Origin of the sequence: Halorubrum coriense DSM 10284 (genome assembly GCF_000337035.1) — an archaeon.
Taxonomy (GTDB): Archaea; Halobacteriota; Halobacteria; order Halobacteriales; family Haloferacaceae; genus Halorubrum; species Halorubrum coriense.
This window is the reverse complement of sequence record NZ_AOJL01000060.1, coordinates 24,610-39,506: the sequence shown is the minus strand read 5'-3', so window position 1 is coordinate 39,506 and position 14,897 is coordinate 24,610. Positions and strand designations below refer to the sequence as shown.

The 14,897-nt window shown below is 71.7% G+C and carries 16 protein-coding genes; 8 read left to right on the top strand and 8 right to left on the bottom strand.

Annotation, left to right across the window (positions count from 1 at the left end):
• Positions 1 to 41: 41 nt before the first annotated feature.
• The 5 genes from mutL to C464_RS13620 all read left to right on the top strand — a co-directional run bounded on the left by mutL (position 42) and on the right by C464_RS13620 (position 6,438).
• Positions 42 to 2,339: a DNA mismatch repair endonuclease MutL gene (mutL, locus tag C464_RS13640; RefSeq protein ID WP_006114335.1), complete on the top strand. Its 2,298-nt coding sequence runs from the start codon at positions 42 to 44 to the stop codon at positions 2,337 to 2,339.
• A gap of 116 nt (positions 2,340 to 2,455) precedes the next feature.
• Positions 2,456 to 4,003 (top strand): methyl-accepting chemotaxis protein, encoded by a 1,548-nt coding sequence (locus C464_RS13635; RefSeq protein ID WP_239640236.1) that lies wholly within the window; start codon positions 2,456 to 2,458, stop codon positions 4,001 to 4,003.
• On the top strand, positions 4,000 to 4,743 hold the full coding sequence (locus C464_RS13630) for a bacteriorhodopsin (RefSeq protein ID WP_006114333.1): 744 nt from the start codon (positions 4,000 to 4,002) through the stop codon (positions 4,741 to 4,743). The genes C464_RS13635 and C464_RS13630 overlap by 4 nt, the downstream gene beginning before the upstream one ends.
• Before the next feature lie 70 nt (positions 4,744 to 4,813).
• A complete protein-coding gene (locus C464_RS13625; RefSeq protein ID WP_006114332.1) occupies positions 4,814 to 5,974 on the top strand; it encodes a thiolase family protein in 1,161 nt (386 codons plus the stop codon).
• On the top strand, positions 5,971 to 6,438 hold the full coding sequence (locus C464_RS13620) for a PhlB family protein (RefSeq protein ID WP_006114331.1): 468 nt from the start codon (positions 5,971 to 5,973) through the stop codon (positions 6,436 to 6,438). The genes C464_RS13625 and C464_RS13620 overlap by 4 nt, the downstream gene beginning before the upstream one ends.
• A gap of 27 nt (positions 6,439 to 6,465) precedes the next feature.
• Here the strand turns inward: C464_RS13620 and C464_RS13615 are convergent, their stop codons facing one another.
• From C464_RS13615 to C464_RS13600, 4 genes are all read right to left on the bottom strand, one after another.
• Positions 6,466 to 7,041, bottom strand: a complete 576-nt coding sequence (locus C464_RS13615; protein WP_006114330.1) for a putative phosphothreonine lyase domain-containing protein — start codon at positions 7,039 to 7,041, stop codon at positions 6,466 to 6,468.
• Between the two features lie 78 nt (positions 7,042 to 7,119).
• Positions 7,120 to 7,881: a metallophosphoesterase gene (locus C464_RS13610; protein WP_006114329.1), complete on the bottom strand. Its 762-nt coding sequence runs from the start codon at positions 7,879 to 7,881 to the stop codon at positions 7,120 to 7,122.
• Positions 7,881 to 9,602 carry a hypothetical protein gene (locus C464_RS13605; protein ID WP_006114328.1) on the bottom strand — a complete coding sequence of 574 codons (1,722 nt, stop codon included), beginning with the start codon at positions 9,600 to 9,602 and terminating at the stop codon, positions 7,881 to 7,883. Before C464_RS13605 ends, C464_RS13610 begins: the two co-directional genes overlap by 1 nt.
• The gene (locus C464_RS13600; protein WP_006114327.1) at positions 9,599 to 10,870 is read right to left on the bottom strand and encodes a Single-stranded DNA binding protein; all 1,272 of its coding nucleotides are present in this window, start codon (positions 10,868 to 10,870) and stop codon (positions 9,599 to 9,601) included. Before C464_RS13600 ends, C464_RS13605 begins: the two co-directional genes overlap by 4 nt.
• A gap of 125 nt (positions 10,871 to 10,995) precedes the next feature.
• On the opposite strand from C464_RS13600, the gene C464_RS13595 reads away from it, so the two are divergent.
• A complete protein-coding gene (locus tag C464_RS13595; protein WP_006114326.1) occupies positions 10,996 to 11,319 on the top strand; it encodes a DUF7510 family protein in 324 nt (107 codons plus the stop codon).
• Between the two features lie 53 nt (positions 11,320 to 11,372).
• Here C464_RS13595 and C464_RS13590 read toward each other — a convergent pair whose 3' ends face one another.
• Positions 11,373 to 12,401 carry a glycosyltransferase family 4 protein gene (locus tag C464_RS13590; RefSeq protein ID WP_006114325.1) on the bottom strand — a complete coding sequence of 343 codons (1,029 nt, stop codon included), beginning with the start codon at positions 12,399 to 12,401 and terminating at the stop codon, positions 11,373 to 11,375.
• A gap of 111 nt (positions 12,402 to 12,512) precedes the next feature.
• The gene (locus tag C464_RS13585) at positions 12,513 to 12,791 is read right to left on the bottom strand and encodes a DNA-directed RNA polymerase subunit L (RefSeq protein WP_004596453.1); all 279 of its coding nucleotides are present in this window, start codon (positions 12,789 to 12,791) and stop codon (positions 12,513 to 12,515) included.
• 113 nt (positions 12,792 to 12,904) lie between these two features.
• Here C464_RS13585 and C464_RS13580 point away from each other — a divergent pair, with 113 nt between their 5' ends.
• Positions 12,905 to 13,474: a GNAT family N-acetyltransferase gene (locus C464_RS13580; RefSeq protein WP_006114324.1), complete on the top strand. Its 570-nt coding sequence runs from the start codon at positions 12,905 to 12,907 to the stop codon at positions 13,472 to 13,474.
• Positions 13,471 to 13,848 carry a GNAT family N-acetyltransferase gene (locus C464_RS13575; protein WP_006114323.1) on the top strand — a complete coding sequence of 126 codons (378 nt, stop codon included), beginning with the start codon at positions 13,471 to 13,473 and terminating at the stop codon, positions 13,846 to 13,848. The genes C464_RS13580 and C464_RS13575 overlap by 4 nt, the downstream gene beginning before the upstream one ends.
• A gap of 65 nt (positions 13,849 to 13,913) precedes the next feature.
• Here the strand turns inward: C464_RS13575 and C464_RS13570 are convergent, their stop codons facing one another.
• Together C464_RS13570 and C464_RS13565 are read right to left on the bottom strand one after the other, a co-directional pair.
• Positions 13,914 to 14,555: a 30S ribosomal protein S3ae gene (locus tag C464_RS13570; protein WP_006114322.1), complete on the bottom strand. Its 642-nt coding sequence runs from the start codon at positions 14,553 to 14,555 to the stop codon at positions 13,914 to 13,916.
• Positions 14,552 to 14,896, bottom strand: a complete 345-nt coding sequence (locus tag C464_RS13565) for a KEOPS complex subunit Pcc1 (RefSeq protein WP_006114321.1) — start codon at positions 14,894 to 14,896, stop codon at positions 14,552 to 14,554. The genes C464_RS13570 and C464_RS13565 overlap by 4 nt, the downstream gene beginning before the upstream one ends.
• Position 14,897: the final 1 nt, after the last annotated feature.

Below are 14,897 nucleotides of genomic sequence, written 5' to 3'. Positions count from 1 at the left end.
ACAACGGCTTCAAGTGCGCGCTCGTCAGACGGAGCGTACGAATGGAGCCGCCAGACATCGAGCGGTTGGACGAGCGGACCGTCCAGCGGATCGCGGCCGGGGAGGTCGTTGAGCGGCCCGCGAGCGTCGTGAAGGAGTTGGTCGAGAACAGCCTCGACGCGGGCGCGAGCCGCGTCGCCGTCTCGGTCGAGGCGGGCGGGACCGAGGGGATCCGCGTCCGCGACGACGGCGTCGGCATCTCCGGCGACCAGTTGGAGGCGGCCGTCGCCGAGCACGCCACCTCGAAGATCGGCGACATCGAGGACCTCGACCGCGGCGTCGCCACGCTCGGCTTCCGCGGCGAGGCGTTGTACACCGTCGGCGCGGTCTCGCGGCTCACCGTCCGGTCGCGCCCCCCTGACGCCGAGGCGGGCGCGGAGATCACCGTCGCGGGCGGCGACGTGGGCGAGGTCCGCCCGGCGGGCTGTCCCGCGGGGACGACCGTCGAGGTCGACGACCTCTTCTACAACACGCCCGCCCGCGAGAAGTTCCTCAAGCGGACCGCCACGGAGTTCGACCACGTGAACACCGTGGTCACCGGCTACGCGCTGGCGAACCCCGACGTCGCGGTCTCGCTGGAACACGACGGGCGCGAGACGTTCGCGACCGAGGGGAACGGCGACCTCCGCTCCGCCGTCCTCGCCGTCTACGGCCGGGAGGTCGCGGAGTCGATGATCGACGTGGCCTGGTCGCCGGACGGGGCCGGCGCGGACGACGACCCCGGCGACGACGGCGCGCCGGTCCGGCGCGTGACGGGCCTCGTCTCGCACCCCGAGACGACCCGCTCGACCCGCGAGTACCTCTCGACGTACGTCAACGGGCGGTACGTCACCGCGAGCGCGCTCCGCGAGGCGACGCTGGAGGCGTACGGCGGTCAGCTGGCCCCTGACCGCTACCCCTTCGCGGTCCTCTTCGTCGAGGTCCCGGCCGGCGACGTGGACGTGAACGTCCACCCCCGCAAGCTGGAGGTCCGCTTCGACGAGGAGCCGGCGGTCAGGGCCGCGGTCGAGTCGGCCGTGGAGGAGGCCCTGCTCGATCACGGGCTGATCCGGTCGACGGCACCCCGCGGGCGGTCAGCGCCCGACGAGACGGCCGTCGAGCCCGAAACGCCGGACACCGAGGCCGTCGGCGGCGCGGACACCGACCACGAGCGCGCCGCGCGCGAGGGACGCGAGTCCGCCCCGTCGGCGGAGTCGACGGACCCCGAGTCGACCGCCGACGAGGGGGACGGAGTCGAGACGGTCGGGGCCGACGCCGACCCGTCGGTCGCGACCGAGGCGGATCCGGCGGACGACGACGCGTGGGCCGTCGACGACGTGGGCGGCGAGGACGGCGAGGACGGCGAGGACGGCACCGCTGGCGCGGGGCACGCTCCGACCACNGAGTCGGCGGCGGGCGACCGAGACGCCGGCGCGAACGGCGGCGCGCGACCCTCCCCGCGGAACTGGCAGGACGAGTCCCCGGCGGCGGACGCGGCTCCGACGGCCGCGACCGACGATCCGGGGAGCGAGGTCGACGACGCCGAGGGCGGGGTCGACGACACCGAGGACGGGGTCGACGACGGGACCGGGGGTGACGGCGGGACCGAGACGCCGACCGCAACGCGGGCGGACTCCTCGGCCCGGTCTCCGACGCGGCAGCGGACCCTCGACGGCGAGTCGACCGAGAGCGAGCGCGAGTTCGACTCGCTGCCCTCGCTGCGGGTGCTCGGACAGCTCCACGAGACGTACGTCGTCGCCGAGTCGTCCGACGGGCTCGCGTTGATCGACCAGCACGCGGCCGACGAGCGGGTGAACTACGAGCGGCTGAAGGCGGTCTTCGCGGACGGCGCGGACGCGCAGGCGCTCGCGGAGCCGGTCCGAATCGAGTTGACCGCGCGCGAGGCGGCGCTGTTCGAGGAGTTCGTCGACGACCTCGCCGCGATCGGGTTCCGGGCCGAGCGCGCGGGCGACCGCGCGGTCGCGGTGACGGCGGTGCCGGCCGTCTTCGACGCCGCGCTCGACCCCGACCTCCTGCGGGACGTGCTGTCGGCGCTGGTCGACGACGCCGCCGCCGGCGACGAACCGGTCGCGGACGTCGTCGACGAGCTGCTCGCCGACCTCGCCTGTTACCCCTCGGTCACCGGGAACACCTCGTTGACCGAGGGGCGGGTCGTCGACCTCCTCGAACGGCTCGACGACTGCGAGAACCCCTACGCCTGTCCGCACGGGCGGCCGGTTATCATCCGGCTGGACCGCGAGGAGATCGGATCCCGGTTCGAACGCGATTACCCGGGCCACGGCGGGCGGCGGGCGGAGTAGCGGCTCGGGAGAGGTCCGGGGCCGCGTTCGGGCGAGCAAATCGGTCCGACCCCGAATATCACGGCTGATAGCGGCGGGCTGCCGTTTAACACGGTGGTTTCCCTGTTAGCTTACACATGACGTTCGCAGCGGTGAAAAACAGTTACGGGGCGAAATTGGGCGTCGGATACGTCGCGACGGGGGCGTTCATCGTCGCCGTCGGGCTGGTCACCGGCGACGCGAACGCGACGATCGTCGCGGCCGTCGCGGGACTGTTGACATTAGGCTCGATCAACGCGGCCGAGACGATCGCCAGCGTCGCGGAGATCGGGGCGCAGACGCGGCGCGTCACGAACGGCGACATCGATCAGGAGGTCCGGTCCACCCGGACGGACGAGTTCGGCGAGCTGGCGGGATCGATCGAGCAGATGCGCGTGTCGCTGAAGGACCGACTGGCGGAGATGGAACGGACGCGAGACGAGCTGGAGGACGCGCGAACCGAGGCGACGGAGATGGCGGACAGATACCGACGGACCGCCGATCGGTACGCCGAGGTGATGGAGGAGGCGGCGACCGGCGACCTCACGCGCCGCGTCGACGTCGACGAGACCGACGAGAGCCTCGCGACCGTCGGCGAGTCGTTCAACCGGATGATGGACGACCTCCAGGGGACGGTCGAGACGGTCCACGAGATGGCTGACCGGATCGAGGCCGACGCGGGCGAGATGGCGGAGATGAGCAACGAGGTCGAACAGCGCGTCGCCAGCGCGACGGGGAGCGCGACGTCGATCCGCGGGCAGGCGAGCGACCAGCGCGCCGAACTGGAGTCGATCGCGGCCGACATCGAGACCGTCAGCGCCTCGGCCGAGGAGATCGCGGCGACCGTCGACGACCTGTCGGACCGGAGCGAGACGGTCGCGGCGACGAGCGACGACGCCCGCAGCTCCTCGCAGAGCGCGCTCGACGAGATGGCCGAGGTCGAGGCGGAGGCGGAACAGGCCGTCGACCGCGTCGAGCAGCTCCAAGACGGGATGGAAGAGATCACCGAGATCGTCGACATCATCGGCGAAATCGCCGAGCAGACCAACATGCTCGCGCTGAACGCCTCGATCGAGGCGGCCCGCGCGGACGGTTCCGGCGACGGGTTCAGCGTGGTGGCGGAAGAGGTGAAGGGGCTCGCGGAGGAGACCCAGTCGCGCGCGAACGAGATAGACAAGATGATAGACGACATCGCCGACCAGACCGAGGAGGTCACCGTGTCGATCCGGTCGACACAGGAGCGCGTTCAGACGGGGACCGACACGGTCGAGTCGACGCTGAGCGACATCGAGACGATCGCTGACTCCGTCGACGAGATCAACGGATCGCTCGCGGAGATCCGGCGGACGACGTCCGATCAGGCGGACACGGTACACGACACCGCGAACTCCGTCGACGAGATAACGGAACTCAGCACGGAGACGACCGAGACGGCGGAGCAGGCGGCGACGGAGATAGAGGAAGGACAGTCGGTGGTCGAGGACGTCTCCGACTCGCTGCGGGAGTTCCAGACCGACGCCGTGACGACCCTCCAAGACCGGGTCGCGGCGTTCACCGTCGAGGAGGGCGAGTCCGCCCCCGACTCCCCGGCCGCGGGGGCCGGAACGCCGCACTCGCGGGCGACGACCGACGGGGGTGCGCGATGACGGGCGCGGTCAGCGCCGCGTACTCGATCGCGGCGGTCGCCTTCCTCGTCGGCGTCGGGATCACCGCGGCGCTGTACGCGAAGCTGGGCGGATCGGCCCACCGCGGTCGGCTCGCCGCGCTGGCGCTCATCCCCGGCTTCGCCGGGATCTGTTACGTCGGGATGGCGTTCGGAATCGGGACGGTCACGATCAACGGGTCCGAGCTCGTCGGTCTCCGCTACGTCGACTGGATAATCACCACGCCGCTTCTGGTCGGGTTCATCGGCTACGTCGCCGGCGCGTCCCGTCGGGCCATCGCGGGCGTGATGATCGCGGACGCGCTGATGGTCGCGTTCGGAGCCGGAGCGGTCGCCGCGGGCGGGACGCTTAGGTGGGTGCTGTTCGGCGTCGCCGCGATGTTCCACGTCGCGCTGTTCGCGTACCTGTACGTGGTCTTCCCGCGGGCGGTCCCCGACGACCCGATGCAGCGGGGCCTGTTCAGCCTGCTGAAGAACCACGTCGGGCTGCTGTGGTTGGCGTACCCGTTCGTCTGGCTGATGGGGCCGGCGGGAATCGGCTTCACCGGCGCGGTGGGCGCGGCGCTGACGTACGCCTTCCTCGACGTGTTGGCGAAGATACCGTACGTCTACTTCTTCTACACCCGACGGCGGGCGTTCATGGACGTGACGTCGGCGGCGACGGCGGCCGCCGAGGACGGTCGCGCTCCGGTCGGCGACGACGCTCCGACCGCGGCGGACTGACCCCGCCCGGACGCCGACCGCGGCGGTCGCAGAGAGGTACGTTTTAGGCGACTCCGACGGAGTCGGTCGTATGGAACGCGTAGCGATCGTCGGCGCGTCGATGACCCGGTTCGGGCAGCGCGACGCCTGGGTGCGGGAGCTCTTGGCGGAGGCGGGCGCGGCCGCGCTCGACGACGCCGGCGTCGACGGCGACGACCTCGATCACCTGTACGTCTCGAACATGGCCAGCGGCGAGTTCGAGGGACAGACCGGCGTCCCGAACGCGCTCGCCCACGATCTCGCGGCCCAGCCGGCCTACACCGCGCGGATCGACCAGACCTCCTCCTCCGGCGGCGCGGGCGTGTACGCGGCGTGGCAGTCGGTCGCCTCCGGCGCGAGCGACCTCACGATGTTGGTCGGCGGCGAGAAGATGACCCACCGGACGACCGCGGAGGCGACCGACGTGATCGCGTCGCTCACCCATCCGGTGGAGTACAAACACGGCGTAACGCTCCCCTCGTTCGCCGGCCTCACCGCGCGGCTCTACCTCGACGAGTACGACGCGCCCCGAGAGAGCCTCGGCAAGGTCGCGGTGAAGAACCACGAGAACGGCGTGGACAACCCCCACGCGCAGTTCCGGAAGGAGGTCGACCTCGACACCGTCCTCGACTCGCCGATCGTCGCGGACCCCCTCCGCCTGTACGACTTCTGTCCGATCACGGACGGCTCGGCGGCGCTCGTCTTCTGCCCCGAACCGGTCGCCGAGGAGTACGCGCCCGACGGCAGCTACGCCGTCATCTCGGGGATCGGCGGCGCGACCGACACCCACGTCGTCCACGAGCGTGCGGACCCCACGACGATGGGCGGCGTCGTCGACTCCTCCGATATCGCCTACGAGATGGCCGGTATCGGCCCGGACGACGTCGACGTGGCTGAGCTCCACGACATGTTCACGATCCTAGAGTTCCTCCAGAGCGAGGACCTCGGCTTCTTCGAGAAGGGCGAGGGGTGGAAGGCGGTCGAGGAGGGCGTCACCGACCGCGACGGCGACCTCCCGATCAACACCTCCGGCGGGCTCAAATCGAAGGGCCACCCGCTCGGGGCCAGCGGCGTCGCGCAGGTGTACGAGATATTCAAGCAGGTCACGGGCGACGCCGGTCCGCGACAGGTCGAGGCCGACACGGGGCTCGCCTGTAACGTCGGCGGGTTCGGGAACTGCGTGACCACCACCGTCCTGGAGGGAAGCCAATGAGCGACCACGAGAGCGACGAGACGAGCGGGAGCGACGGCGGGGAACCGACCTTCGAGGCGGCGGAGTACGCGGACGGCACCGTCACGCATCCGCCCCACACCGTGGGCCCGAACGGCGCGGAGCGCGTCGGGACGGTCGACCTCCGCGAGTACGCGGGCCGGGTCGTCACGTGGACGACCTCGACCGCGACGCCGCCGGGCGTCCGCGAGCCCAACACCCTCGCGATCGTCGAGTTCGAGATGGGCGACGGCTACGACGGTCCGCCGGTCCGCGCGCTCGGACAGATCGCCAAGCGCGACGAAACGGGGGACGCAGCGGACGGCGACGGCGGCGAGCAGTTCGACGTCGAGATCGGCGACCGCGTCGAGCCGGTGTACGCCGACGAACTCCGCGAGCCCGGTGCCGGCATCCGCGAGCCCGACAGCCAGGACTGGGACGGGTTCCGGTTCCGCCCGGTCGAGTAGTCCCGCAGCGGTCTCGTTTTCGCCCGGTCAGACCCGGAAGCGCGACGCGCCGCTCTCGGCGAGTTCGCCGAGCCGTTCCTCGTGGACCCCGTCGAGCGTGTAGGCGTCGGGCCGGTATCGGATCGGCTCGGTCACGCCGTGAACGCCCCGCAGCCGACGCCGGACGCGCTCGACGTCCTCCCGGTCGAAGTAGTTGGGCGTGAACACGAGCACCGCGTGCTCGGCCTCACCGAACGCCTCGCGGCCGGCGGCGGTCGTGACCTTCGCGTCCCAGAACCGCTCGGCCGCGACGTCCTCGACCACCGCCTCCCAGAGACCGTCAACCGTCTCCGGCGGGCGCTCGACGAGCCACTTTCCGCTCAGGTACGTCGTCTCCAGCGCGAGCCGGTCGGCGTCGCGGACGGTCTCGGGGTCGGCCGGAAGCGACGCCGCCTCCGCACCGACCGGAGGGAGGTCGGCCTCGGTCGTCGCCGCAGGTCGCGTCACGCCGTGTTCCGGGAAGTAGCCGTCACGGGCCTGTCGCGGGAACCCGGTCACGTGTTTGACTCGAAGCCAGTTCCAGCCGGGTTCGTCGATCGCGGTGGGCGCGCGGTCGGTGACCATAGAGCCGGTTCCGGGTCGGCAGGCAAAACTGTCCCGCCGGCCTGAACACGGCGGGGCGCTGTCTGCGGTGATCACCGATCAGACCCGCCGGTAGTCTCCGAGCCGCGTCCCGTCGAGCAGGTACGCGTCCGCGGCGGGCAGCGCGGCGGGGAGGTACGGCGCGAGGAACGACTGTCCGTCGACGTTCACCCACGTTCCCCCGGAGCGCTCGTTGAACGCGGGGAAGACGACCAGTTCAGGCGGATCGCCCGCCCGGTCGGGACGCTCGCCCGACTCGGTGAACGCCGCGGGATCGAGCGCGCCGCGGAGCCACGCGCGCTCGACGCGCGAGCCGCCGACCGCGTCCTCCAGTCGGACCTGCGGGTGTTCGTGACCGGTACAGATCACGTCGGCCTCGACGATCGCGGGGTCGGGCCAAGTGTGGCCGTGGCAGACCGCGACGCCGCCGCCGATCGACCCGCCCGCCGCGTCGATCACGTCGAGGTCGTCCGCGAACGCCTCCGCGACGCCCGCGTCGTGGTTCCCCTCGACGAGCGTCATCGGGACGCGGTCGGTCACGGCGCGGATCAGGGTCTCGAGCTCCTCGCGCTCGTCGCCGTCAGGCGCGGCGATCCGGTGCGCGAGGTCCCCGAGGACGACGAGCCGGTCGGCGTCGGTCTCCGCGACGAGGCCGCAGAGGCGCTCGTGGCGCGCGTCGGCCCGGGAGTCGAGTTCGACGCCGCGCTCGTACCGGAGGCCGACCTCGATGCCGGCGTGGACGTCGGCGACGAGCAGCGCGCGCTCCGTGCCGAGGTCGGCCACGGCCGCCGGCTCGCCGACGACCGGCTCGACCCGCGCCATCAGATCGGCTTGAGCAGCCCGTCGCCGGGCTCGTAACACTGCCCGCTCATCAGCGCGTCTTGGATGGCGTCGTCGACCGCGCCGGGATCGACGCCGTGGTCGTCCGCGACGCGCTCGACGACCGCCTCGCGAGGCGCGCCGTCGCCGTCGTCGAGGTCGTCCATCGCCGCGACCGCCGCGGCTTCGAGGTCGACGTCCTCGGCGTCGCCCTCCGTCGCCGCGCCGGCGTCGGACCCCGCGTCGCCGCCGGCCGGCTCGTCGGCTTCGGTGGCGGCCTCGACGGGCTCCCCGTCGCCGGTCTCGCTCTCGTCTGTCGCGACGCCGGAAGCGGCCGCGTCGTCCGCGGCGGCCGCGGGGTCGTCCGCCGGCTCTTCGGCGAGCTCCTCCGGGTCGGGCACGTCGATGTCGGCCTCGCCCGGCTCGTCGACCTCGGTGCCGGTCGCGAAGTCGGTGCCGAACTCCGACTCGATCTCTTCCCGCTCCTCGTCGTCGAGCTGGTACATGTCGTCCTCGTCGCCACCGGCGTCGAAGTCACCGATCTCCTCCTCGTCGCCACCGGCGTCGAAATCGCCGATCGCCTCCTCGTCGTCGCCCGCGTCGAAGTCGCCGAGGCCGTCGTCGTCCGCCGTCTCGGTGGAGTCGGTTGCGTCGGCGGTAGACGCGGCTTCGACGGAGTCGGTCGGGTCGGGTTCGGCGGTCGAACTCGGCTCCGCAGCGGATGGCTCGCCAGCCGCGGGGTCGGCGGTATCGTCGAGGGTCGACCCGGCGTCGGCCGAGGGTTCGGCCTCTGCGGCGGGCGCGACGTCGACGGTCGGTTCCGAGTCCGCCGTCGACTCGGCGTCGACGGTCGCGTCCGGCTCCACCATCGATTCCGAGTCCGCCGTCGACGCCGCGGCCGGCTCCGACTGGTCCTCGCCGGCGGCCGATTCCGGATCGAGAGCGCTCTCGGCCGCGGCCCCGTCGCCTTCGGTCGTCGCGGCCGGTTCCGCGATCGTCACGTCGGTGTCGGGGAGCGGGCCGAGCGCGGTCGCGTCCCCCTCGTCGGGCGCGAGGTCGAGCGACCGGACCTCGTCGCGGTCGCCCGCGATCAGTTCGAGCGCGTCGACCGCGAGCCGGCGGACCGCCTCGGCGTAGGCCGCGGTCGTGCCGTAGTGGTCGAGCGTCTTGGGGATCCCGGCGGCCAGCGGAGCCGGCGCGCCGCCGGCCTCCAGCGCCGCGCGGAGGTCGTCGCCGCGCAGGTCGGAATCGAGGGCCTTCGCGAACACCGCGAGGCGGTCGAGCGTCGCCCTCGCGGCGGAGACGACCCAGCGGTCGCGGGTGTCGGCGTCGACCTCGTTGAGGCTCTCCGGGCGGACCGAGGTGAACACGCGGTCGGAGTCCTCGGGCTCGAAGGTGCGCGCCTTACCGGTGAGCGCGACGAACGCCGGCGGGTCGGCGCGTTCGAGGAAGGTCTGCGCCTCCGGCTGGTACTGGCCGGCGTAGGTGACGAACGCGCCGGACGGATCGACGACGCGGCCGCGCCGCGTCTCGTCGTTGACGCGCTCGACCTCGGTGAGCACGCCCGCCGTGAACAGGCGGTTCACGCGCGCGCCGGTCGGCGTGACGACGTAGTTCGGGGCGCGCTCCTCGTCGCTCTCGGAGTACGACAGCGAGGCGTCGTCGAACTCGGCGGCGAACACGCGGTAGGCGACCTCCCGCGTGCCCGGGCCATCGTCGCTCATTCGCCCACCTCCGCGAGCGCGGCGCGGGCGTGGGCGGCCGGGTCGTCGTCGGCGAGCTCGAACTCGACCGCGTCGAGGGTCGCCCCGTAGTCGTCGACCGAGAGGTTCCCGCGGACGCGGTAGGCGCGCCCGACGAGCGAGTCGGCGATGTCGTCGGCGACGACCGCCTTGTCCATCGCGTCCTTCGCGGCGGCGAGCGCGTCGTCGAGGCCGCCGCCGTACACCTCGGCGGTGAGCTCGTCGTCGAGGACGACGGTGACCGTGTCGGTGCCGTCGTCGAGGATGGCCTTCACCCGCAGGTCGTCCTCGCCGTCCACGTCGCCGTGGCTCCGGCACTGCCCGTTCTGGACGACGCGGCCGCACTCCGGACAGCGCTCGATGAGCCCGGAGCCGTCGCGGACCTCCAAGACGTTGCCGACGACCTCGACGTCGAACATCCCGCCGGAGCCGACGGCGTCGGCGACCGAGAGCCGCGGGGCGTCCTCGGCGACTTCGACGGGGTCGGGGAGCGGCGTCACCGTCGAGAACTCCGTGAGGTTGATCGAGGGGACGCCGCGGAACTCCCGGACGTACACGTCCTCGATCCGCAGGTCCGCGCCGACCTCGATCTCGGAGCGCGGCTGCCAGTCGGTGAAGGGAAGCTTCGCCGTCTCGTCGCCGAGGACGCCCTCCAGGATCTCCGTCTCGCCGTCGCGCCCGGAGATGGTCTTCTCGTCGACCTCCAGCACGCGGACCTCCACGTTGCGCCCGCGGTCGCCGGCCGCGATGTCGACGAGGCTGCGGTCGCCGCCCACCTCGCGGTCGACCGCGACCGCCTCGTCGGCGATGGCGACCGTGGTCGAGTCGTTGAGGTTCAGCTCCGGCTCCCCCTCCCACTCGCGGACGCCGGCGTTGCCGATCGTCAGCGAGTCGCCCGGCTCGAAGCCGAAGTCCTGCCACGCGGTGTAGGAGGTGACGCCGGTCTCGTCGGCGATCTCTCCCTCCCGGATCGTGAGGTCGTCGCCCTGGTACCGGATCGTGCGCGTCCCCTGCGTCAGCACGCGGACGGTGACCGTCACGCCGTCGTGGTCGGTGGTTATCTCGCCGACGTCGACGGCGTCGGGAGTCGGGGTCGACCCGCCGCCGCCCCCGTGTTTCCGACGGACGCTCTGTTTCGCCTCATCTATCGGGACGCTGTACTCCAGTAGATTCTGTAGGTCGGCTTTGACCTCCTCTTTGTCGACGCCGAGGTCGGAGGCGAGCTCCTCGGCATGGCTGTTGACATCCATCGGTGCGAGATTCGGCGCGGCCGCACAAAAGGATTCACCACCGGCCGGCGATTCCGGGCCAGAGACGCCGCGACCCACGGGGCGACGCCGGCAGGGCTAAACCGCTCCCGGTCGCAGGCCCCTACATGGACGACACCGAAGTGAACGTCGACGCGCGGATCACCGAGGACCGCACGGTCATCGACGTGACCGGGACGAGGGATGTCGCCGTCGTCGTGCGGTCGGACGGCGGCGAGCGGATCTACCTCCCGCCCGAGGGGTTCGACGACCCGGTCGGGGGGTCGCCGTACACCTCGCCGTATCAGGGCGCGGGGGCCGGCGGCGAGGAGAGCCCGTACGGCGGCGCGACCGGCAGCACGCGCGGCGTGATGGAGACCGCCGACGGGTTCAGAGTCACGCACCCGGAGCCGGTGACCGAGTTCGACGTGTTCCGGGGCGAGAGGGACTGAGCGAGAGAAACGGGGACTGAGCGAGGGGCGTCCGGGGGAAGCGGCCGGACGGTTCAGGCGACGTCTTCGTACACGGCGAGCGTGTCCTCGGCCACGTCCAGCCACTCGCGGCGCTCGTACTCCGGGGGCTCCTCGCGGTCGAGCGCCTCGACGAGCCCGTCCACGATCGACTCGGAGTCCGTCTCGACCTCGACGAGGCAACCGTCGGGGAGCACCTCCGCGACGCCCGACGGGGTCGCGACGACCTGCGTGCCCGCCTCCAGCGCCTCCGTGATCGTGATCCCGAACGGCTCGGCGTACGAGGGCGAGACGAACGCGTCCGAGGCGGCGTAGTAGTCGCCGAGCTCCGCCTCGGGGACGTAGCCGACGAACTCGACGCGGTCGTCGATGCCGAGCAGTTCGGCGAACCGCTTCAGCTGCTCGGTCTGGTGCCCGGAGCCGCCGACGACCAGAGTCACGCCGCGACCGCGGAGCTTCTTCGTCGCGTACAGGAGGTGCGAGATCCCCTTCTGGTCGGTGTGGCGGCCGACGAAGAACAGCATCTCGCCGTCGATACCGAGGTCGTCGCGGACGTCCCTCCCGGAGAACTTCGGCGTCGAGAAGCCGTTGTACACGACCCGCGAGTCCGCGTCGTACAGCTCTCGAATGTCTCCGCGGACGATCTCGCTGACCGCGATGTTGGTGTCCGCCGCGTTCGCGAGCCGGCGCTCGGTCTCGACCTCGCGGCTCGGCGGGTCGATGTTGCGGTCGCTCGCCAGCGAGTGGAACGAAGAGACCCAGGTGGCGTCGGACTCGCGGGCGGCGGCGCGGCCGGGCCCGTACCCGAACCAGTCGTGGGTGTGGATCACGTCGTGGTCGGGCGCGAGTTCGGCGAAGCGGTCGGAGAGCTCCCCGATGCGGGCCGCGACGTCTCCCCCGCCGGTCTCGACGGGTTCGAGCCCCGGCTCGTCGTCGGGCGCGAACTCCGCCGGCAACACGAGCGTGGCGTCGACGCCGAGTTCGTCGCGGAGCCCGGTGAACAGTTCCCCTACGTGGACGTCGAGCCCGCCGGTGATGTTCGGCGGGAACCCCCACCCCAGCATGAGTACGCTCGGCGGCATACACCCCCGTTTCGGGAGTCGCTACTTAGGTATGCCCCTCGTGGCGCGAGAGAGAACGAGGAGGGGTCCGGCGGAGAAGGGGGTCGGGCGCGGTCAGGCGGCGCGAACCGCGTCGCGCAGGGCGTCCGTGCGCTCCGTGATCGATCCGGCGGCGTCCGCGAGCACGTCGAGCGGGTCGCCCTCCTCGGCCTTGACGGTGAGGACGGGTTCGGTCTGACCGCCGGACTGTTCGGGGTTCATGTCGTAGGTCGCGGCCGCGACGTCGTCCGACTCCAGCAGGGCGCCCTTCAGCACGTTCATGAACGTGTGGTCCTCGCCCGCGATCTCGATGTGGAGTTCCGTGTCGGTCTTCTCGATGACCCGCAGTTCCATACCCGTGAGGTCGTGCGAGCGGCGTTTCAAGGTTTCGTCTCCCGGATATCACCGGATGCGGACGGATCGCACGCGCCCCGAAAGCACTTCAGCCGCCGACCGAGACGCCGGGTATGTCCGCCGATCGACCCGCGATCCGACGGCTCCCGTCCGACGAAGAGGCCCTCCGCCGATACGCGGCCGACCTGTGGCTCCCGTACAACCGCGACCTCGCCGACGCCGTGGCGGCCCACGACCTCGCGGACTGGTCCGAGGAGCGCTTCGTCGAGCGACACGTGGAGTTCGCGCGGAACCAACTGGCGGAGGCGGGAAGTCGGGGCTGGATCGCCGCGACCGCCGCCGACGGCGCGGCCGACGCGGCGGTCGACCCCGCGACCGCCGACGTGACCGACCCCGACCTCGACCTCGTCGGACTGCTGATGACGAGCGTCGACGAGTGTCCCGACCCGTTCGACCGCCCGGACCGGCTGGTTATCGGCGAGATATACGTCGCGGAGCCGTACCGCGGCACCGGCCTCGCCGACCGGTTCGTCGAGCGCGCGGTCGCCGACGCCCGCGACCACGACTGCGAACAGGTCCGGCTCGACGTCGACGTCGACAACGAGCGAGCCGTGGCGTTCTACGAGCGGATCGGGTTCGAGGACTACCGGAAACAGATGACGATGGCGCTCGATCCCGAATGACCCCCACGGTCAGGCGGCTCCGCGAGGGGACGTGCGACCGCTGGTCGAGGACCTGTGGCCGCCGTTCGCCCGGGAGATGGAGCCGATCGCCCGACCGGAACGCGCTCGCGGACGACGTCAATCTCGTCGCCGCGGGCGTCGAGCACCGACGGGACCGGCTCGACGACGAGGGGGCGGTGACGTGGGTCGCCGTCGGCGACGGCGGAACGAGCGACGACGGCCGCCTCGTCGGCTACGCCGCCGCGAGCGTCGCGTCGTCCGCGCCCGTGTTCGCCGCGGGCGACCGGCTCCACGTCGGTGAACTGTCCGTCCGCGAGCCGTACCGCGGCGAGGGCGTCGCCGGCGACCTGCTCGACCGCGTCGACGCGGCGTGAGCTCCCGGCGCTGCCGCTGGGGACGAGGATAAACGGAGAACGGCTGCCCGCGGGGGGCGGCCCGGTTACTCGTCGACCGCGACTTCGTCGGCGTCGACGTCGACGGACGCCTCCTCCTCGGCGGCGACCTCGCGCGGACGCGCTTCGAGGGTCAGCTTCTGGACCTCGACGCGGCGCAGCGGGTAGATCTCCTTCGCGTCGCCGTAGATGGCCGACGAGAGGTTCCCGTCGACGATCGCGTCGACGAACGCCTCGAAGGTGCGCTCCTCGGCGGCCGCGTGGACCTTGTCGATCATGACGCGGCGGATCGCCTTCTCCTGAGACCGGTCGGCCTTCTTCGTGGTCAGGGCGACGGGCTGGACGCGGATGCGGTAGTCGTCCGTGGTCAGCACCGTGATCGACGCCTCGACCTTCGACGCGCCGCGGCGGACGAGCGAGCGCAGGTAGTCCCGCGTCAGCTCGTACTTGATGAACTCGGTGTACGCCGAGTCGCTGCCGACGTCGGTGATCTTGAACGTCAGCTTCGTGTTGTTCGCGTTGGAGTCGCCCGTCAGCTCGTCGAGTGTCGTCGTGATCGTGCGGCCGACGACCTGCTGGGGCTCCTCGGCGAGGGTCTCGCCGAGCTCCTGTCGGTCGAACTGTTCGGGCGCCAGCACGGAGTACCAGCGCTTCTGTTCTCTGCTCTTGGATACGGATCGTTCGCTCATGTGTCGGTGTGTGTGTCGGTGTCGGTCGTCTGCGGTTCGTCTGTGGAGTCGGAGTCGTGCGCGGCGGTGACGTCGTCCGCGGCGGCGTGGTCGCGTGCGCGTTCGACGACGCGGTCGGCGACCCGCAGGTTCACGAGGTGGTCGTCCAGCGTCGACTGGAGCCCGCCGGTGGTCGGGCGCGCGACGGTACAGGCGACGACGTCGCCGTCGACGCGCGTCCGCATCGAGTCGGTCTCGTCCGGCCCGAGTGCGGCCGCGACGGTCGCGGCGTCGGCGTGCGTGGTCCGGACCGTCGCGGTCCGGTCGGCGTCGTCGCCGGCCGGCTCGGGAGCGTCGACCATC